Genomic DNA, 16,704 nt, shown 5'->3' with positions numbered 1-16,704 from the left:
CCCCTCCCCTGCACCGCCAGCCTCACGGCGACCCGGCGACCGGAGCGCTCCGCACCAGGAATCGCATCCCGTGCCGCATGACAACGACGTCTGGAAGGACACACAGTGAAAGCACGCAAGCTCCTCATCGGCATCGCCGCGCTGGGTCTCGCGACGACCCTCGCAGCCTGCTCCGGCGGCCGTGGCGGCGCCGGCACCGAGGCCGAGCCGGGCAGCAACGACGGAGCCCTCGTCGGCATCGCCATGCCGACCCAGTCCTCCGAGCGCTGGATCGACGACGGCAACAACGTCGTCTCGCAGCTCGAGGAGCTCGGCTACGAGACCGACCTGCAGTACGCGAACGACGACATCCCCACGCAGGTCTCGCAGATCGAGAACATGATCGCCCAGGGCGCCAAGGCGCTCATCGTCGCCTCGATCGACGGCACCACGCTCACCGACGTGCTCGAGTCGGCCGCCTCGCAGGGCATCCCGGTCATCGCCTACGACCGCCTCATCAACGGCACCGAGAACGTCGACTACTACGCGAGCTTCGACAACTTCCGCGTCGGCGTGCAGCAGGGCACCTCGCTGCTGACCGGCCTGGGCGTGCTCGACGCCGAGGGCAACGAGACCGGCGAGGCCGGCCCGTACAACGTCGAGCTCTTCGCCGGCTCCAACGACGACAACAACGCCACCTTCTTCTGGGACGGCGCCATGTCGGTGCTCGAGCCCTACCTCGAGGACGGCACCCTCGTCGTCCCCAGCGGCCAGACGGAGTTCGAGCAGGCCTCGATCCTGCGCTGGCTGCCGGAGAACGCCCAGGACCGCATGGAGAACCTGGTCACCGCCGGTGGCGGCGCCCAGCTCGACGGCGTGCTCTCGGCCGCCGACGTGCTCTCGGTCGGCATCATCGCCGGTCTGAACAGCTCGGGCCAGTACAACGCGGACAACTTCCCGATCGTCACCGGTCAGGACGCCGACCTCGGCGCCGTCAAGTCCATCCTCGCGGGCGAGCAGTACTCGACCATCTTCAAGGACACCCGCGAGCTCGCGACCGTGGCCGTCGAGATGGTGGACGCCCTGCTCAACGGTGAGGAGCCCGAGACCAACAACGACACGGACTACGACAACGGCGAGAAGGTCGTCCCGGCGTTCCTGCTCGACCCGGTGGTCGTGACCGCCGACAACATCACCGAGGTCCTCGTCGACTCCGGCTACTACACCGAGGACGAGCTGCAGTAATCGGCTCCCTCGCGGGCCCGGTCGCCCTCGGCGACCGGGCCTGACCCCGGTCGGGACGCATCCCGACCAGCAGCATCACCCGAACACAGCGAAGTGAGGCAGGGCATGGCCCACACCATCCTCGAGATGAAGGACATCACCAAGACGTTCCCCGGCGTCAAGGCGCTGCAGAACGTCAACCTGCAGGTGAACCGCGGCGAGGTCCACGCCATCTGCGGTGAGAACGGCGCCGGCAAGTCCACCCTCATGAAGGTGCTCTCCGGGGTCTACCCGCACGGCACCTACGAGGGCGACATCGTCTTCGAGAACGACGTCATGTCGTTCAGCGGCATCCGCGACAGCGAGAAGTCGGGCATCGTCATCATCCACCAGGAGCTCGCGCTGAGCCCCTACCTGTCGATCGCCGAGAACATCTTCCTCGGCAACGAGCAGTCCAAGCGCGGCTTCATCGATTGGGACAGCACCAACCAGGAGGCGGCCAAGCTGCTCGCCCGGGTCGGCCTGAAGGAGAACCCGATCACCCCGGTCTCGCAGATCGGCGTCGGCAAGCAGCAGCTCGTCGAGATCGCCAAGGCGCTCTCGAAGGACGTCAAGCTGCTCATCCTCGACGAGCCGACCGCTGCGCTCAACGACGACGACTCGGCCCACCTGCTCGACCTCATCTCGCACCTGCGCGGGCAGGGGATCACGTCGATCATCATCAGCCACAAGCTGAACGAGATCAAAGCCATCGCCGACAAGGTCACGATCATCCGCGACGGCCGCACCATCGAGACGCTCGACCTGCAGGAGGACGAGATCTCGGAGGAACGCATCATCAAGGGCATGGTCGGCCGCGACCTCGAGAGCCGCTACCCCGACCGCACCCCCGCCATCGGCGACGAGGTGCTGCGCATCGAGGACTGGACCGTGCACCACCCGCAGGACCCGAACCGCGTGATCGTCGACCACGCGAACCTCAACGTGCGCGCCGGCGAAGTCGTCGGCATCGCGGGCCTCATGGGCGCCGGCCGCACCGAGCTCGCCATGAGCGTCTTCGGCCGCTCGTACGGCAAGGGCATCACCGGCAAGCTCTACAAGAACGGCTCCGAGATCCGCGCCCACTCCGTCAAGGAGGCGATCGGCCACGGCCTCGCCTACGCGACCGAGGACCGCAAGCAGTTCGGCCTCAACCTCATCGAGGACATCAAGCGGAACATCTCGATGGCCGCCCTCGGCAAGCTCGCCCGCGGCGGCTTCGTCGACGCCGGCCGCGAGACGGTCGTCGCGAACGACTACCGCAAGAGCATGAACATCAAGGCGCCCAACGTCGAAGCGGTGACGGGCAAGCTCTCCGGCGGCAACCAGCAGAAGGTCGTGCTGTCGAAGTGGATGTTCAGCGACCCCGACGTGCTGATCCTCGACGAGCCCACCCGCGGCATCGACGTCGGGGCGAAGTACGAGATCTACACGATCATCAACAAGCTCGCGAGCGAGGGGAAGGCGGTCATCGTCATCTCCTCCGAGCTGCCGGAGCTGCTCGGCATCTGCGACCGCATCTACACCCTCTCGGAGGGACGCATCACCGCTGACGTCCCCATCGCCGAGGCCAACCCCGAAGTGCTCATGCAGTACATGACCAAGGAAAAGGACTGACAGCCCATGGCTACCATCAAGGACGGCGTGGACTTCCTCGCGAGCCGTCTCCGCCAGATCGGCATCTTCCTCGCGTTGATCGTGATCATCGCGCTGTTCCAGGTGCTGACCGGCGGATCGCTGCTGCAGCCCGCCAACGTCACGAACATCGTGGTGCAGAACAGCTACATCCTGATCCTCGCGATCGGCATGGTGATGATCATCATCGCCGGCCACATCGACCTGTCGGTCGGGTCGGTCGCGGCCTTCGTCGGCGCCATGTCCGGTGTGATGATCACGCAGTGGGGCTGGCCCTGGTGGGCGGGCATCCTCGGCGGCCTCGTCGTCGGCGCCCTCGTCGGCGCGTGGCAGGGCTTCTGGGTGGCGTACATCGGCATCCCGGCGTTCATCGTCACGCTCGCGGGCATGCTGCTCTTCCGCGGCCTCACCCAGATGGTGCTCGGCAACCAGCAGATCACCCCGTTCCCGACCGAGTACCGCCAGCTCGGCGGCGGCTTCGTCTTCCCGGAGCTCTTCCCCGCGGCGACCTCGCCGATGGAGTGGATCACCGTCGGTCTCGGTGTGATCGCGACCGTGCTGCTCGTCTCGCAGCAGGTGCGCGCCCGCGCCCACCGCGTGAAGCTCGGCCTCGAGGACGAGCCCTTGGCCTGGTTCCTCATCAAGCTGCTCTTCCTCGGCGGCATCATCCTGGCCATCACGTTCCTGCTCGCGAGCTTCCGCGGCACCCCGATCGTGCTCGTCGTGCTCGGCGTGCTCATCGTCGTCTACACCGCGGTCATGAACCGCAGCGTCTTCGGCCGCCACGTCTACGCCCGCGGCGGCAACCAGCACGCGGCGGAGCTCTCGGGCATCAACGTGAAGAAGGTGGACTTCTACCTCTTCGTCAACATGGGCGTGCTCGCCGCGCTCGCGGGCCTCGTCTTCACCGGACGCCTGAACTCGGCCGGTCCGGGCGCGGGCAACCTGTTCGAGCTCGACGCCATCGCCGCGGCCTTCATCGGCGGCGCGGCGGTCTCGGGCGGCGTCGGCACGGTCGTCGGCGCCATCACCGGTGGTCTGATCATGGGCGTGCTCAACAACGGTATGTCGCTCATGGGCATCGGCACCGACACCCAGCAGTTCATCAAGGGCCTCGTGCTGCTGCTCGCGGTCGCCTTCGACGTCTGGAACAAGCGCCGCAACCGCGGCTGACCCGCTCCGGCATCACTCGACGCCCCCTCGCCGTCCGCGGCGAGGGGGCGTCGCTGCGCCCGGCCCCCTGCACTCGTCCCTCCCTGCGCCCGACCCCCTGGGGAGGAGCGGATGCGCTGCTACCGTCGCAGCGTGAGCCAGGTCGAGCCGAGGAGCGGATGCGGGGCCGCGATCGTCGCGGACGGCCGTATCCTGCTGCTGCAACGTCTCCGCGAGCCGGAGAGCGGATGCTGGGGCATCCCCGGCGGCAAGGTGGAGCTCTTCGAGACGGTCGAGCAGGCCGCGCGCCGCGAGATCCGCGAGGAGCTCGGGATCGGGCTCGGCCCGCTGCGGCTGCTGGCAGTGACCGATCAGATCGACGCCGAGCGCGGCACGCACTGGGTCTCGCCGGTGCTGCTGGCGACCGCGGTCGAGGGCGAGCCGCGCAACCTCGAGCCGGCCAAGCACGCGGCGATCGGATGGTTCGCGCTCGACGACCTGCCGCATCCGCTCACCGCGTCGACGCGCGCGGCGCTCGACGCGCTCGCCTGAACCGCGCGTCGCCCTCGTCCGTGCCCGCGGTCACCGCGCCCCGAGCACCGCCGAGTCGCGCCGCACGGTCACGGCGCTCCGAGCACCGCCGAGTCGCGGGAAGCAGTACCGCGACGACGAAGCCGTACCGCGGCCGATGCTCCAGAGTCGTCCGCGTACTGCATCGCCGAAGCAAGGACCGCCGAGTCGCGCCGCACGGTCACCGCGGCCCGAGCACCGCCGAGTCGCGGGAAGCAGTACCGCCACGACAAAGCCGTACCGCGGCCGATGCTCCAGAGTCGTCCGCGTACTGCATCGCCGAAGTGGGGCCCACCGAGTCGAGCTCGTCGCCAGGCGCTGCTTGAGCACCGCATCGGCGCTGCGTGGATGCGCGCCGGGAGCCGGCGGCGCGCATCCGCTGCGGTGGCAGCGTCGGAGCATGCGCAGAATGCTGCCGACGGCCGCTGCCGCCACGATGCTCGCCCTCGCCCTCGCAGGTTGCTCGGGAGCCGCCGCTCCGCAACCCACTGCGTCGTCGAGCCCTCCGCCCGCGAGCACCTCCCCGACCGCGAGTCCGACACCGTCCCCCAGCGCGACGTCGCAGGGAGAGCCGCCCCGCTGCCTCGCGAGCGACCTCAGCGGTACCGCCGTGACGGACGAGGGCGGCGGCGCCGCAGGCTCCTTCGGCCTGCGCCTCGTGCTCGTCAACGAGGGCGCAGCCTCCTGCTCCCTGCAGGGCTGGCCGGGCGTCTCGTTCGTCGGGGGCGGCGACGGCACGCAGCTCGGCGAACCGGCCACGCAGGACCGCAGCGGGCGCTACGGCGATGCGACCGTCGTGCTGGAACCGGGCGGCTCCGCCTACGCGCCCCTGATGGTCGAGCAGGCGCTGAACTACTCCAACGCCGACTGCCAGTCGCGTGACGCGGACGGTTTCCGCGTCTACCCGCCCGGCGACGAGGGTTCGCTGTTCATCGAGACCGACGACCTCATCGCCTGCACGACCGGCGTCGAGCTGCTCGAGGTCGGGCCCATGCAGGCCGGCTGAGCTTACTCGCAGCCCACGCCGTCGCCGTCGCGGTCGAGATGCCGCCCGTAGCCCGGGTCACCCGACCGCACGGGCGCAGCGCCGGCGTTGCGCGCCGCGGTGCAGTTCTCGTAGTACGCGGAGGGCGCGGACGCGCTGGGCTGAGCCGCCGGGGGCGCAGGCTGCGAGACGGAGCTCTCCCGGGTCTGCACCGCCGTCTCCCGCCCCTGCAGGTCGCTCTCGCGCTGCTGCAGCTCAGCGTCGCGCTCGTCGGCCGCCGTCTCACGCGCTGCCACCGCAGTCTCCGCGTCGACCACCGCCTGCTGCTGCTCGGCCAGCTGCGCCACCTCGTCGGAGAGCGCGTCGAGCTCCTCCTCGAGCGCCGCGGTCTCCTCCGCGAGCTCCGCCGAGGCGTCCTCGGCCACGACGAGCTCCTCGGACACCGCGAGGTACTCGGCGCTGCGGGTCGGGTCGCTGCCGGCGCCGCCGATCGCCACGCCGAGCAGCAGGGCACCGACGCCGATCGCGATCACGAAGGGCAGCCGCACGGCGCGCTTGCGGCGCTGCGGGTGCGGCTGCGCCTTCGGCTGAACCTGCTCGGTCCAGGCCTCGCCGTCCCAGTAGCGCTCCTGCCCCGGAACCGTCGCGTCGTCGTACCATCCAGCCTGAGCGGCCATGTGCATCCCCCTGCTCGTATCGCCGGTTCAGGCTACGGAGCCGGCGGGCACGACGAACTCCCCGTTCCAGGGGAGCCGGGTGGAACCACCTACGCCGCGACGACCCCGCGCTTGCGCAGCGAGTCGCCCACGATGGTAAGCCCCTCCATGCCGGGCAGCTTGGCGATGTTGGCATCGATGCGCGCGACCTCCTTGACGCCCTCCTCCGAGCCGAAGAGGTGCCCCATCACGTGCTTGACGTCGTCGTCGGAGCTGATCGACGAGCCGACCGGGCCCCATGCCTTGGACAGGGCGAGGCGGGTCAGCTTCTGCGCGACCTTGCTCTTGGCGAGCCGCTCGCGGGCCTGCGAGGCGTAGAACGCCACGTGGCGGGTCTCCTGCTGCGCGATGCGCTTGAGCAGCGGGGAGAGCGCGGGGTGGTCCTCGAGCTTCGCCAGCCGGCGGTAGGCCGCGACCGCGCTCCACTCGTTGGCCGCGCCCCAGCTCATGTGCACGGCCACGAAGTCGTCGCCGATGAGGTTGCCCGCGATCGCCTGCTTCAGCGGGGCGATCTTGTCGCGCCAACCGAGCTTGAGGCGGGTGGCCTTGAGCTGGTCGAAGTCGACCGTGATGCCGTGCATGCCGAGCACGGCGGCGAGCGCCTCGCCGTGCCAGAACTCCTCGCGGTTCCACATCGTCATGAACGCGCTCACGTCGCGCTCCTTGTGCGATGGCGTCACCAGCAGATCGCGCAGGTAGCAGACCGTGTGGTACTCGACGTCGCACATGTAGCGCAGGCTGCGCAGCGTCTGCTCCGGCAGCGGATGCGTCTTGAACGCGTCGAAGTCCAGATCGTCCCAGCCCACACCCTCGCTGGTCTCGGTGTACTGGTCGATGTCGAATGCCATGGTGTGCGGTCCTTCGGGCGTGCGAGCGGGTCAGTCGTTGTTCGGAGCCGCGGCGGCGGCGGGTGGGGTGGCGCCCTTGCGGGTCCAGTCCGCGACGTCCCAGCGCTTGCTGCGAGCGTATCGATAGAGATGCGCGTCCGGGTTGACCGCCGTCGGGTTGCCGACCAGCGACAGCCAGGCCCGGTCGGCGTGGCTGTCGCCGTAGCCGTACGACTTGCCCAGGTTCAGCCCGTGCTCGGCCGCGTAGTGCTTGAGCCACGCCGCGCGCGCCTCGTCGACCAGCGGCGGGGTCGCCAGGTAGCCGGTGAGCACGCCGTCGCGCTCGTGCATCCGTCCCGCGATGACCTCGTCGAAGTACGGGGCGACGGATGCGGTCACCAGGTCGATGCCGCCGGTCACCAGCACGGTGCGGTGGCCGGCGGCGCGGTGCTCGGCCACGCGCTGCAGCGCCTCGGTGAGCAGGTGCGCGCGCAGCTGCCGGCCGACGCGGCCCTCGACCAGGCGCTGGATGTCGGCGGTGCGCATCCCCTTGTACAGGCGCAGGAACGAGCGGATGAACTCGCCGCGCGCTCGCCGTTCCGCCGCCAGGTAGGTGGGGAAGGTGGCGAGGATGCGCGCAGCCTCGCGCGGGTAGAGCGCCGCGCCCTTGTCCGCGAGGCGCAGCCACAGGTACTGCTCGACGAGGTTGGCCTCGAGCACCGTGCCCTCGAGGTCGAAGACCGCGACGACGTCGGTGCGCTCGGGCAGCGCCTTGCGGGCCTTCGCGCCGCCGGCGTTGCGGTTGGCGAAGGCCCTCGTCAGCGTCGTGATCGATGGGAAGTGCACCTGCTGGAAGTAGTGGTGCCAGTCGATCACCGAGACGTCGAAGCCGCGATCCTCGCGCAGCGCGTCGGGCAGGCCGGCGTGCAGCGCCTTGGCGCGGCTGTCGTCGAAGATGATCTCGGTCTGCACGTAGGCGCGGTACAGGTCGGTGTAGCCGCGCATTGTCTCGAGCTCGTGCTTGGCCGACTGGATGAGGTCGAGCCACTTGCGCGAACGGGTGGTCGCGGGCAGGCGCGAGACGAGCCGCTCCGCCTGCGCAGTGCGCTGCTCGCGACTCGCGAGCGCGCGCTCCACGCGGCGCACGCCCGGGAAGCGCCAGCTGGGCACCGCGATCGGGCCCTCCTCCGCCGGGATCGGGTTGGCGGTGAAGTACTCGTTGACGTTCTCGTACATCTCGTGGAACGGCAGCGGGTTGCTCTTGCCGCTGGCCACGTGGAAGTACTGCGGCTCGGATGCGGGCGCCGGGTTCGCCGCGGCGGCCAGGATCGCGTTCACCACGTAGTCGACGGGGATGATGTCGAGCACGCTGTCGGGCACGCCCGGGAACTCGGGCAGCTGGCCGCGTCCGTAGGCCAGGATCAGCGGGTCGGCGACCTTGAAGCCATCGATCCATCCGGAATACGGGTGGCTGACGGCGCTCTCGATGATGGACGGGCGCACCACGGAGAGGCGGTGGCCGTCGCCGGCCCAGAGCTCCTCGGCGACGCGCTCGGCGAGCGCCTTGGTGAGCGTGTAGACGTCCGTCCAGCCGAGGCTCTCGGCGCGCAGGCGGCCGCGGTCGACGAGCTGCGCGTCGACCCAGCGCTTGCGGGCGGCCTCCGCCGCCTCGGCGACGGCCTGCGGGCCGACCTTGCCGACCTCGCCGCGGGCCTCGTGCAGGAAGCGGCGCAGCGCCTCCGGTCGGCGGCTCGAGAACTCGACCCGCTCGCGGGCCTGCTTGCTGGAGGCCTCCTCGAGCCGCCAGTCGACGTCGTGGTCGACGGCGCGCTCGGCGACGATGCCCTTGCGGGCGCCGTTCACGTAGGCGGTCGAGATGTGGACGACGTGCGGGTCGGCGCCGGCGGCGAGCAGCGCGCCGTAGAGACCGGTGGCGCCGCCGACGTTGGTCTCGAAGGCCTTGTCGATCGGCGGGTCGAAGCTCACGGTGCTGGCGCTGTGCAGCACGAGGTCGAGGTCGGCGGGCAGCGCGGGCACCGAGCCGAGGTCGCCCTCCAGCACCGACACGCGCTCGCGCAGGATGCGGCGCGCCTCCTCCTCGCCGACGGCGTCGCGCCACGGCTGGAACACGGTCTTGCGCAGCAGGTTCTCGACGCGCTGCTGCGCCGTGGTGGCGCCCTTGCGGCGCACCAGCACCGAGATGCGGGTGCCGGCGTGGTCGGTCAGCAGGCGTTCGAGGATCGCCTGGCCGACGAAGCCGGTGGCGCCGGTGAGCAGCACATGGGCTTCGCCGAGGTCGGTGTTCGTGGACGTCATCGGATGCGGTTCCTCACGTCGGCGGCCGTACGGCCGAGCGCCTCAGCGGCGCGGGTGATGGCGGGCTGGCCGGACTTCGCGCGCCGCAGCAGCCCGAGCCCGGCGAGCCCGGGATAGGCCTCGACGCGCGCGTCGATCGCGGCGATGGTCGCGTCGGGCAGCAGCGCGTCGAAGAAGCGGGCGGCCAGCTGCGGGTCCTCGTCGATCGCGCCGAGCGGCCAGTGCTGGCGGGCGAGGCGCTTGCGGGTGAGCTTCGCGGCCTTCGGCGAGCGCCGCAGGCGGTCGCGGGTCTGCGCCGCGAAGAACGCGCCGTGGCGCTCCTTCACGCCCAGCAGGCGTTCGAGCATGGCGCGGAACTCGGTGTTGGCGCTGCCGTCGCGCAGCGCCTCGAAGGCGGCGCGGGTGGTCCACTCGTCGACGACGCCGGTGGTGGTGTGCACCGCGACGACGTCCTCGCCGATGAGATTCGCGACGACGGATTCGCGGATGGGCTCGAAGCGGTCGGCCAGCGAGCGCCGCAGCGCGGTCAGCCTGCCCGGCCCGCGGGACTCGGCGGGCGCGTATCCGGGATGCGCACTCAGCACGGCCTCGAGCGCATCCGCGATCCAGTACTTCTCGTACGCCCAGGTCACGAGGAACGCGGTGATGCGGGCGTCCTTGTGCGTGGGCGTGACGAGCACGCTGCGCAGCTGCGCCATGGTCGAGCGCTCGAGGCGCGCCAGGAAGTCGACGAGCTCGAGCGTGGCGCCGTCGAGCGGCTCGCGCTCGTAGGCGGCGAGGTCGAGGCTGTCGCGGTGGCTGCCCGCCGCGGTGCGGGCGAACTCGCGCACCGTGAACTCGGCGGCGGGGACGAGCGATGCGTCGTCGTGCTGGCGATCGGGCGCGTCCGCGTCTCCGAGCTGGGTCATCCGGCCTCCTCCTGGTCGGTCAACGGTGCTTCGGAGGCGTCGTGCGATCCGCATTGGTCATCCGCGTGCGCGTACGGCGGCACGAGGGCCGTGCCGTAGGGTTATCCACATGCTAACGGCTCTTGTGACCGGCGGTACATCGGGCATCGGCGCCGCGTTCGCCGCCGCTCTGGCGCGCGACGGCTACGACCTCGTGCTGGTCGCCCGCAACGAGCAGCGGCTCGCCGAGACCGCCGAGCGGCTGCGGGCAGAGCACGGCGTCGCGGTCGAGACGATCTCCGCCGATCTGGCCGATCGTGCAGCCGTCGAGACCGTCGTCGAGCGGCTCGAGTCGGCCGACCGGCCCATCGACCTCTTCGTCAACAACGCCGGCTTCGGCGTGCACAAGTCGCTGCTGTCGAAGGACACGAGCGTGCACGAGCTGGCGATCGACGTGATGATCCGCGCGGTGCTCGTGCTCGGCGGCGCGGCCGGGCGCACCATGAAGGCGCGCGGCGCCGGCACCATCATCAACGTGGCCAGCGTGGCCGGTTACATCACCATGGGGTCCTACTCCGCCGTCAAGGCCTGGGTCGCCTCCTACAGCGAGGGCCTCGCGGTGGAGCTGCGCGGCACGGGGGTGCAGGTCACCGGGCTCAACCCGGGCTGGGTGCGCACCGAGTTCCACGAGCGGGCCAGCATCGGCACCTCGTCGATCCCGTCGATCCTCTGGGTCGACATGGACCAGCTGATCTCGACGGCGCTGCGGGATGCGCGGCGCGGCCGGGTCATCTCCACCCCGTCCGCGAAGTTCAAGACGCTGCTGTTCTTCTGCCGTCACCTGCCCCGCGGTGCGATCCGCGCGATCTCGGGACGCATCTCATCCGCTCGCCGCTCCGAATCATCTGCCGTGGAGCATTCGAGCGAGCAGACCCGCGGATGAACGACCCCGTCCGCCGGTTCCGATCACCCGCCCTCACCGCGGCGCGCTTCGTCGCGCAGCGCGGACTGCTGCGGCCCGTCGTCTGGCGCCTCGTGCGCGTGACCGTCACCGGCCACGAGCACCTGCGCGGCCTCAAGGGCGCCTTCATCGTGGTGGCGAACCACTCCAGCCACCTCGACGCGCCCCTCATCTTCGGCGCGCTGCCGTGGCGCTGGGCCAAGCACCTCGCCGCCGGCGCCGCCGCCGACTACTTCTTCGACGTCAAATGGCGCACCTGGCTCACGGTGCTCTTCTTCAACGCGTACCCGGTCGACCGCTCGGGCGGCCGCAATCGGCCGCGGCTGTCGAAGGCGCTCATCGAGGCCGGCGTGCCGCTGCTGCTGTTCCCCGAGGGCGGTCGCGCCCGCAACGGCGAGGGCATCCGGCGCTTCAAGCCGGGCGCCGCGGCGCTGGCCATCGGCACCGACGTGCCCGTGGTGCCGATCGGGCTCGTCGACGCGCAGCGCGCCATGCCCCGCAACCGCAGCTGGCCGGTCAAGGGCCGCCCGCCCGTGCGCGTCGTCGTGGGCGACCCGATGCGGGCCGCCGAGGGCGAGAGCGTGGAAGACTTCACCAGCCGTCTCCAGCAGGAGGTCACACGGCTCAGCACGCGGGAGGACGACGCATGACCGACGTCGAGAACGTCAAGCACATGAAGTGGTGGGGCTGGGGTGTCGAGGGCGTCGCCTTCCACCACGACGACAAGCCCAACTTCGCGCCCTTCGTGCGCAAGGCCGTCGGCCTGGACCTCTCGCAGCCGGCCGGCTCGCCGCCCGAGCTCTCCGACCTGAAGGTGCCGCGCACCAAGGCGCTCGCGCCCATCCGCAAGGCGCTCGCCGCCGTCGTGGGCGAGGCGCGGGTCGTCGTGGACGACGAAGCGCGCGTCGTGCACACCTACGGCAAGAGCATCCGCGACCTCATGCGCATCCGCGCCGGCGTCCTGCCGCGCGTGCCCGACGCGGTCGTCTACCCGGCCGACGAGGACGAGGTCGCCGCGGTCGTCGCCCTCGCCGCGAAGAAGGGCTGGGTGCTGATCCCCTTCGGCGGCGGCAGCAACATCGCCGGCAGCCTCGAGCCTCAGCCCGACGAGCCCCGCGTCATCATCAGCCTCGACATGGGCCGCCTGCGGCTCGTCGTCGACCTCGACGAGGACTCGGGTCTCGCCCGCATCCAGGCCGGCGCCCAGGGCCCCGACCTCGAGGCGCAGCTGAACGCGCGCGGGTGGACCCTCGGGCACTTCCCCGACTCCTTCACCCACTCCACGCTCGGCGGCTGGGTCGCCACCCGGTCGTCGGGCATGCAGAGCGACAAGTACGGCGACATCGCCGACATCGCCCGCGGCCTGCGCATGGTGCGCCCCGAGGGCGTCGTCGTGCTGCGGCCGCTCCCCTCCACGAGCACCGGCCCGAGCGTGCGCGAGATGATCATCGGCAGCGAGGGCCGCCTCGGCGTCATCACCGAGGTCACCGTGCAGGTGCACCGCAAGCCGGCGCAGCGCGAGGTGCAGGCGTACTTCTTCCCCAGCTTCTCGGCCGGCCTGAAGGCGATGCAGGCGATCAACGAGTCGGATGCGAAGCCCTCCATCACGCGCGTCAGCGACGCCCGCGAGTCGGGCTTCTCCTCGCAACCCGCAAGGCCTCGAAGGGCCTCTCCTCGGTCGTCACCAAGGGCCTCATGACCGTGCTCGAGAAGCGCGGCTGGAACCTGGAGGAGCTCGCGCTCTCCTTCATCGGCTTCGAGGGCTCGGCCTCGCACGTGGCGTACCAGAAGCGGATCGTCGGGCGGATCGTGCGCCAGCACGGCGGCCTCGGCGTGGGCACCGGCCCGGGCGCCCTGTACGACCAGAAGAAGTTCGACACGCCCTACATCCGCGACTTCCTGCTCGACCGCGGCGCCGCCGCCGACGTGTCGGAGACCGCGGCCCCCTGGTCGAAGCTGCAGGGCCTCTACGACGGCGTGATCGCCGCCGCCGAGGGCGCGTACGCCTCGCTCGGCCGCAAGGGGTGGATCATGTGCCACCTCTCGCACTCGTACCACGCGGGCGCGTGCCTCTACTTCACCTTCGCCTTCGTGACCGGCGACGATCCCTTCGCCGAGTACGACGTGGTCAAGTCGGCCATCCAGCAGGCCTTCATCGATCACGACGGCACGCTCAGCCACCACCACGCGGTGGGGGTCGAGCACGCGCCGTGGATGGAGCAGGACATCTCCCCCGAGGGCGTCGCGCTCATGCGCGGCCTCTTCGAGAGCGCCGATCCGTACCGCATCCTCAACCCCGGCAAGATCCTGGGCTGATCGCGGACGCGACGCTCGCTGTTCCCTGTTCCCTGTTCCCAAACGACGGAGATCTACGCTGCGAAGTCGCGAATCCTCGACCGGATCAAGTCCTGGGGCTTGCGGAGGCCGCCAGTCAACGCCGAGACTCCGTCGTTCGGCGAAAGGGCGGACGAGCGGATGAAAGGGCCGGGCTCCGCACATCCGCTCGCGTCGTTCCTGCGGCCGAGAAGCCGAGCCTGGTGGCCCGAACTGGAGCCCGGCGGTAGCTGCCCCGGCGGCAGCTGCTGAACGGCCCCGTGCCGAAACGACGGAGATCCGCGTCTCGAACCCCCGGCCCTCCGGACAGATCAAGCCCCCAGGCTTGCGGAGGCCGCCAGTCGACGCCGAGACTCCGTCGTTCGGCGAAAGGGAGGATGCGCGGGTGGGCGGATGAGCGGGTGAGCGGATGCGATCGGCTGCCCCAGATCGGCAGCGGCGGTCTCGCGCGAATCGGCCGCCGCCGCTCCGAGCCGCAGCCGCATCGAGCCGAGCCGCCGTCGCACCGAGCCGCCACCGTCGCAGCAGCCGCCACCGCAGCCGCAGCCGCCGCCGCCGCCGCCGCCGCCGCCGCTACAGCGTGAAGTCGGCCGCGGCGCGCGAGTGCACGCGCTCGCGCACGTAGCCGGCGGCCTCCACGTGGGCGGGATGCACCTGGTAGGCCTCGAGGCCGGCGACGTCGTCGAACTCCGAGAACAGGGCGACGTCGTGGTTCCCGTCGGGGTACGCGAGGTTGCGGCGCACCTTCAGCGAGCGCAGCGACGGCACGACGCCGTTCAGCGCCTCGAGCTTCTGCCGGATGCCCTCGAAGTCCGCGTCGCGCTGCTCCGAGATCTCTCCGCCGAGCTTCCAGAGCACGATGTGGGTGATCGTCATGCGAGCGCCTCCCTGCGCGAGCGGAGCACCGTGCGGAACCGTTCCGCGTCGACGCGCCAGTTGCTGTGCACGCGGCCGTCGACCAGCACGACCGGGATGTCCTCGGCGTACTCCGCGGTCAGCTCGGCGCTCTCGAGCATGTTCAGCTCGGTCAGCGCGATGGGCGCTCCGGGCTCCGACTCGAGCTCGGCGAGCACGCCCTGCACGACCACGCGGGCGTCGTCGCAGAGGTGGCAGCCGGGCTTGCCGATGAGGGTCACGTCGACGGCGGGCACCCGACCAGCCTAGGCCGCCTGGCGCGCGTAGGATTGCCGGAATGGTCCCGGAGAACGAGAACGACCTCGCGCCCGCGCCGGTGGTGGCGTTCTTCGACGTCGACAACACGCTGGTGCGGGGCGCCAGCGCCTACTACATCGGCCGCGGCGCCTGGCGGCAGGGGCACGTGGGCCTGCGCGACCTCATGATGTTCGCCTGGACCCAGGCCCGCTTCCTCGCCGTCGGCGAGAACCAGCGGCACCTCGCCGGCGTCAAGGAGCGCGCGCTGCAGATCGTGCGCGGCCACCGCCAGGCCGACATCGTGCGCCTGGCGGAGCAGATCTACGATCGCGACATCCTGCCCCGCCTCTGGCCCGAGACCGTGGAGCTCGCCAGGGAGCACCTCGCACGCGGCCATCAGGTCTGGCTCATCACCGCGACCCCGCAGATCATCGCCCAGGTCATCGCCGATCGGCTCGGCCTCTCCGGCGCGCTCGGCACGATGGTGGAGACGGATGCGGACGGCTGCTTCACCGGCCGCCTCCTGGAGCCGCCGCTGCACGGCGCCCGCAAGGGCCTCATGGCCCGCGAGATGATCGAGCGCCTCGGCGCCGACCTCGACGAGTGCTGGGCCTACTCCGACTCGATCAACGACCTGCCGCTGCTCGAGGCGGTCGGCAACCGCGTGGTCGTGAACCCGGATGCGCAGCTCGCCGCGACGGCCCGGTCGCGCGGCTGGGACGCGCTCACCTTCGCCCGCGACAGCGTCCGGGCCGCGAAGCGCCGCGTGCGCGAGCACACCCGGGTGCACGGCCGCCTGCCCCGCGTCTCCGCGTCCGCCCGCCGCGCCTCCCGCGGAGCCTGAAGCCCGCATCCGCTCGCCCGCCCCCGTGCCGAATGCAGTGCTTCTCGGCAGCCTCGCCGTCAGCTCGGGGCGCGGTGGACCCGGAACCGGGCCATCCACTGCATTCGGCATCGGAGCAGCGGAGCAGCGGAGTCGGGCGCGGAACACGAGCGGATGCGCATCCGGGCACGAAGAAAGCGCCGCACCCGAGGGCGGCGGCGCTTCGATCGTTCGCGGAAGAAGTGCTTACTTCTTGTTGCGACGCTGGTGGCGAGTCTTGCGAAGCAGCTTGCGGTGCTTCTTCTTCGCCATGCGCTTGCGACGCTTCTTGATGACGGAACCCATGAAAAACCTCACTGGATCTGGCTGACGGACCGGCGGAAACCGGGCCGGACCCGGAGAATGCCTCGGGGCAGTCTAGCCCATCGCAGCCGCGCCCTCGCCGGGCGTCAGTCGCGGCGGCGGTTGATGCGCTCCTTGAGGCGCTCGACGACCGGCTCGACGCGCTCCGCGACCCGCTCCACCAGGGGCTCCACCGACTCGGCGACCCTGCCCGCGACCGGCTCCACGCGGTGCAGCACCGGCTCGACGACGCGCGAGTTCGCCTCCGCCAGCGCACGCCCCAGCGCGCTGCCGACCTCGGCGGGCTCGGGCAGACGCTCGGCGGCACGGCGCAGAGGGTCGGGGAGGCTCTCCCCGGCCCAGGCGGTGAAGGCCGCGGACTCCTGCTGGTGCGCGAGGCCGGTGAGCGACGCCTCGAGGAACGGTTCGACCCACTCCCCCAGCCCGTCGAGGCCCTCCGGCACGAGACGGTAGACGCGGTCGGTGCCCTCGCCGTCCACCTGGACGACCTCGCCGGCGACGAGGATGCCGAGCTGGCGGTTCACCGACTGCGTGCTGAGGCCGAGGAAGGCGACCAGCTCGGGCGCCGTCGCCTCGCCGTTGCCGCCGGGTCCGCTCGCCTGCAGCAGGAACTCGAGGATCGCACGACGGTTCGCGTCGGCGATGATGTCGAAGATGTCGGCCATGCAGCAAGGGTAGCGACGCCCCTCGGGGAGTACCATGACGACTCGTCGCGCCGAATCCGGCCGATCCCCGTTCTCG

General features: G+C 70.9%; 18 protein-coding genes. 10 read left to right on the top strand and 8 right to left on the bottom strand.

Translation table 11 applies throughout. From position 1 onward, the window contains the following. Positions 1–105: 105 nt before the first annotated feature. The 5 genes from chvE (at position 106) to QQK26_RS16245 (ending at position 5,605) form a co-directional block, all read left to right on the top strand. The gene (gene chvE / locus QQK26_RS12050) at positions 106–1,224 is read left to right on the top strand and encodes a multiple monosaccharide ABC transporter substrate-binding protein (protein ID WP_284233083.1); all 1,119 of its coding nucleotides are present in this window, start codon (positions 106–108) and stop codon (positions 1,222–1,224) included. A 105-nt stretch (positions 1,225–1,329) separates the two neighbouring features. After that, the gene (gene mmsA, locus QQK26_RS12045; protein ID WP_284233080.1) at positions 1,330–2,859 is read left to right on the top strand and encodes a multiple monosaccharide ABC transporter ATP-binding protein; all 1,530 of its coding nucleotides are present in this window, start codon (positions 1,330–1,332) and stop codon (positions 2,857–2,859) included. A gap of 6 nt (positions 2,860–2,865) precedes the next feature. Next, positions 2,866–4,050 (top strand): multiple monosaccharide ABC transporter permease, encoded by a 1,185-nt coding sequence (gene mmsB / locus QQK26_RS12040; protein WP_284233078.1) that lies wholly within the window; start codon positions 2,866–2,868, stop codon positions 4,048–4,050. Positions 4,051–4,182: 132 nt separating this feature from the next. Beyond that, a complete protein-coding gene (locus QQK26_RS12035) occupies positions 4,183–4,581 on the top strand; it encodes an NUDIX hydrolase (RefSeq protein WP_284233076.1) in 399 nt (132 codons plus the stop codon). 136 nt (positions 4,582–4,717) lie between these two features. Beyond that, positions 4,718–5,605, top strand: a complete 888-nt coding sequence (locus QQK26_RS16245) for a DUF4232 domain-containing protein (RefSeq protein ID WP_348520013.1) — start codon at positions 4,718–4,720, stop codon at positions 5,603–5,605. 2 nt (positions 5,606–5,607) lie between these two features. Here the strand turns inward: QQK26_RS16245 and QQK26_RS12025 are convergent, their stop codons facing one another. From QQK26_RS12025 to QQK26_RS12010, 4 genes are all read right to left on the bottom strand, one after another. Then, positions 5,608–6,261 (bottom strand): excalibur calcium-binding domain-containing protein, encoded by a 654-nt coding sequence (locus tag QQK26_RS12025; protein WP_284233073.1) that lies wholly within the window; start codon positions 6,259–6,261, stop codon positions 5,608–5,610. A gap of 89 nt (positions 6,262–6,350) precedes the next feature. Then, on the bottom strand, positions 6,351–7,148 hold the full coding sequence (locus QQK26_RS12020) for a ferritin family protein (protein WP_284233071.1): 798 nt from the start codon (positions 7,146–7,148) through the stop codon (positions 6,351–6,353). Between the two features lie 30 nt (positions 7,149–7,178). Continuing rightward, positions 7,179–9,443, bottom strand: coding sequence for an HAD-IB family hydrolase (locus QQK26_RS12015; protein ID WP_284233070.1), 2,265 nt, complete (start codon positions 9,441–9,443; stop codon positions 7,179–7,181). Next, entirely contained in the window at positions 9,440–10,351 is a 912-nt protein-coding gene (locus QQK26_RS12010; RefSeq protein WP_284233068.1) for a hypothetical protein, read from the bottom strand. The genes QQK26_RS12015 and QQK26_RS12010 overlap by 4 nt, the downstream gene beginning before the upstream one ends. Positions 10,352–10,460: 109 nt before the next feature. Between QQK26_RS12010 and QQK26_RS12005 the strand changes: the two genes are divergently transcribed. The 4 genes from QQK26_RS12005 to QQK26_RS16235 are packed head-to-tail and all read left to right on the top strand — an operon-like array spanning position 10,461 to position 13,607. Then, positions 10,461–11,273: an SDR family NAD(P)-dependent oxidoreductase gene (locus QQK26_RS12005; protein ID WP_284233066.1), complete on the top strand. Its 813-nt coding sequence runs from the start codon at positions 10,461–10,463 to the stop codon at positions 11,271–11,273. Then, complete coding sequence (locus QQK26_RS12000) at positions 11,270–11,941, top strand: lysophospholipid acyltransferase family protein (protein ID WP_284233064.1); 672 nt, start codon at positions 11,270–11,272, stop codon at positions 11,939–11,941. The genes QQK26_RS12005 and QQK26_RS12000 overlap by 4 nt, the downstream gene beginning before the upstream one ends. Then, on the top strand, positions 11,938–12,990 hold the full coding sequence (locus QQK26_RS16240; protein WP_348520012.1) for an FAD-binding oxidoreductase: 1,053 nt from the start codon (positions 11,938–11,940) through the stop codon (positions 12,988–12,990). Before QQK26_RS12000 ends, QQK26_RS16240 begins: the two co-directional genes overlap by 4 nt. Continuing rightward, a complete protein-coding gene (locus QQK26_RS16235) occupies positions 12,987–13,607 on the top strand; it encodes an FAD-linked oxidase C-terminal domain-containing protein (protein ID WP_348520011.1) in 621 nt (206 codons plus the stop codon). Before QQK26_RS16240 ends, QQK26_RS16235 begins: the two co-directional genes overlap by 4 nt. A 591-nt stretch (positions 13,608–14,198) precedes the next feature. Here QQK26_RS16235 and QQK26_RS11990 read toward each other — a convergent pair. Both QQK26_RS11990 and QQK26_RS11985 read right to left on the bottom strand, forming a co-directional pair. After that, a complete protein-coding gene (locus QQK26_RS11990; protein ID WP_284233058.1) occupies positions 14,199–14,501 on the bottom strand; it encodes a Dabb family protein in 303 nt (100 codons plus the stop codon). Beyond that, positions 14,498–14,776 carry a glutaredoxin family protein gene (locus QQK26_RS11985; protein WP_284233055.1) on the bottom strand — a complete coding sequence of 93 codons (279 nt, stop codon included), beginning with the start codon at positions 14,774–14,776 and terminating at the stop codon, positions 14,498–14,500. The genes QQK26_RS11990 and QQK26_RS11985 overlap by 4 nt, the downstream gene beginning before the upstream one ends. Positions 14,777–14,817: 41 nt before the next feature. Between QQK26_RS11985 and QQK26_RS11980 the strand changes: the two genes are divergently transcribed. Next, positions 14,818–15,621, top strand: a complete 804-nt coding sequence (locus QQK26_RS11980) for an HAD family hydrolase (RefSeq protein ID WP_284233053.1) — start codon at positions 14,818–14,820, stop codon at positions 15,619–15,621. Between the two features lie 225 nt (positions 15,622–15,846). Here the strand turns inward: QQK26_RS11980 and QQK26_RS11975 are convergent, their stop codons facing one another. Both QQK26_RS11975 and QQK26_RS11970 read right to left on the bottom strand, forming a co-directional pair. After that, positions 15,847–15,945: a 30S ribosomal protein bS22 gene (locus QQK26_RS11975; protein WP_003792170.1), complete on the bottom strand. Its 99-nt coding sequence runs from the start codon at positions 15,943–15,945 to the stop codon at positions 15,847–15,849. 104 nt (positions 15,946–16,049) lie between these two features. Beyond that, on the bottom strand, positions 16,050–16,628 hold the full coding sequence (locus QQK26_RS11970; RefSeq protein WP_284233051.1) for an ArsR/SmtB family transcription factor: 579 nt from the start codon (positions 16,626–16,628) through the stop codon (positions 16,050–16,052). Positions 16,629–16,704 lie beyond the last annotated feature (76 nt).

This window comes from Arenivirga flava, assembly GCF_030161575.1.
Classification (GTDB): Bacteria; Actinomycetota; Actinomycetes; order Actinomycetales; family Microbacteriaceae; genus Arenivirga; species Arenivirga flava.
Note: the sequence above shows the minus strand (reverse complement) of the source record. Positions and strands in the feature narration are given on the sequence as shown.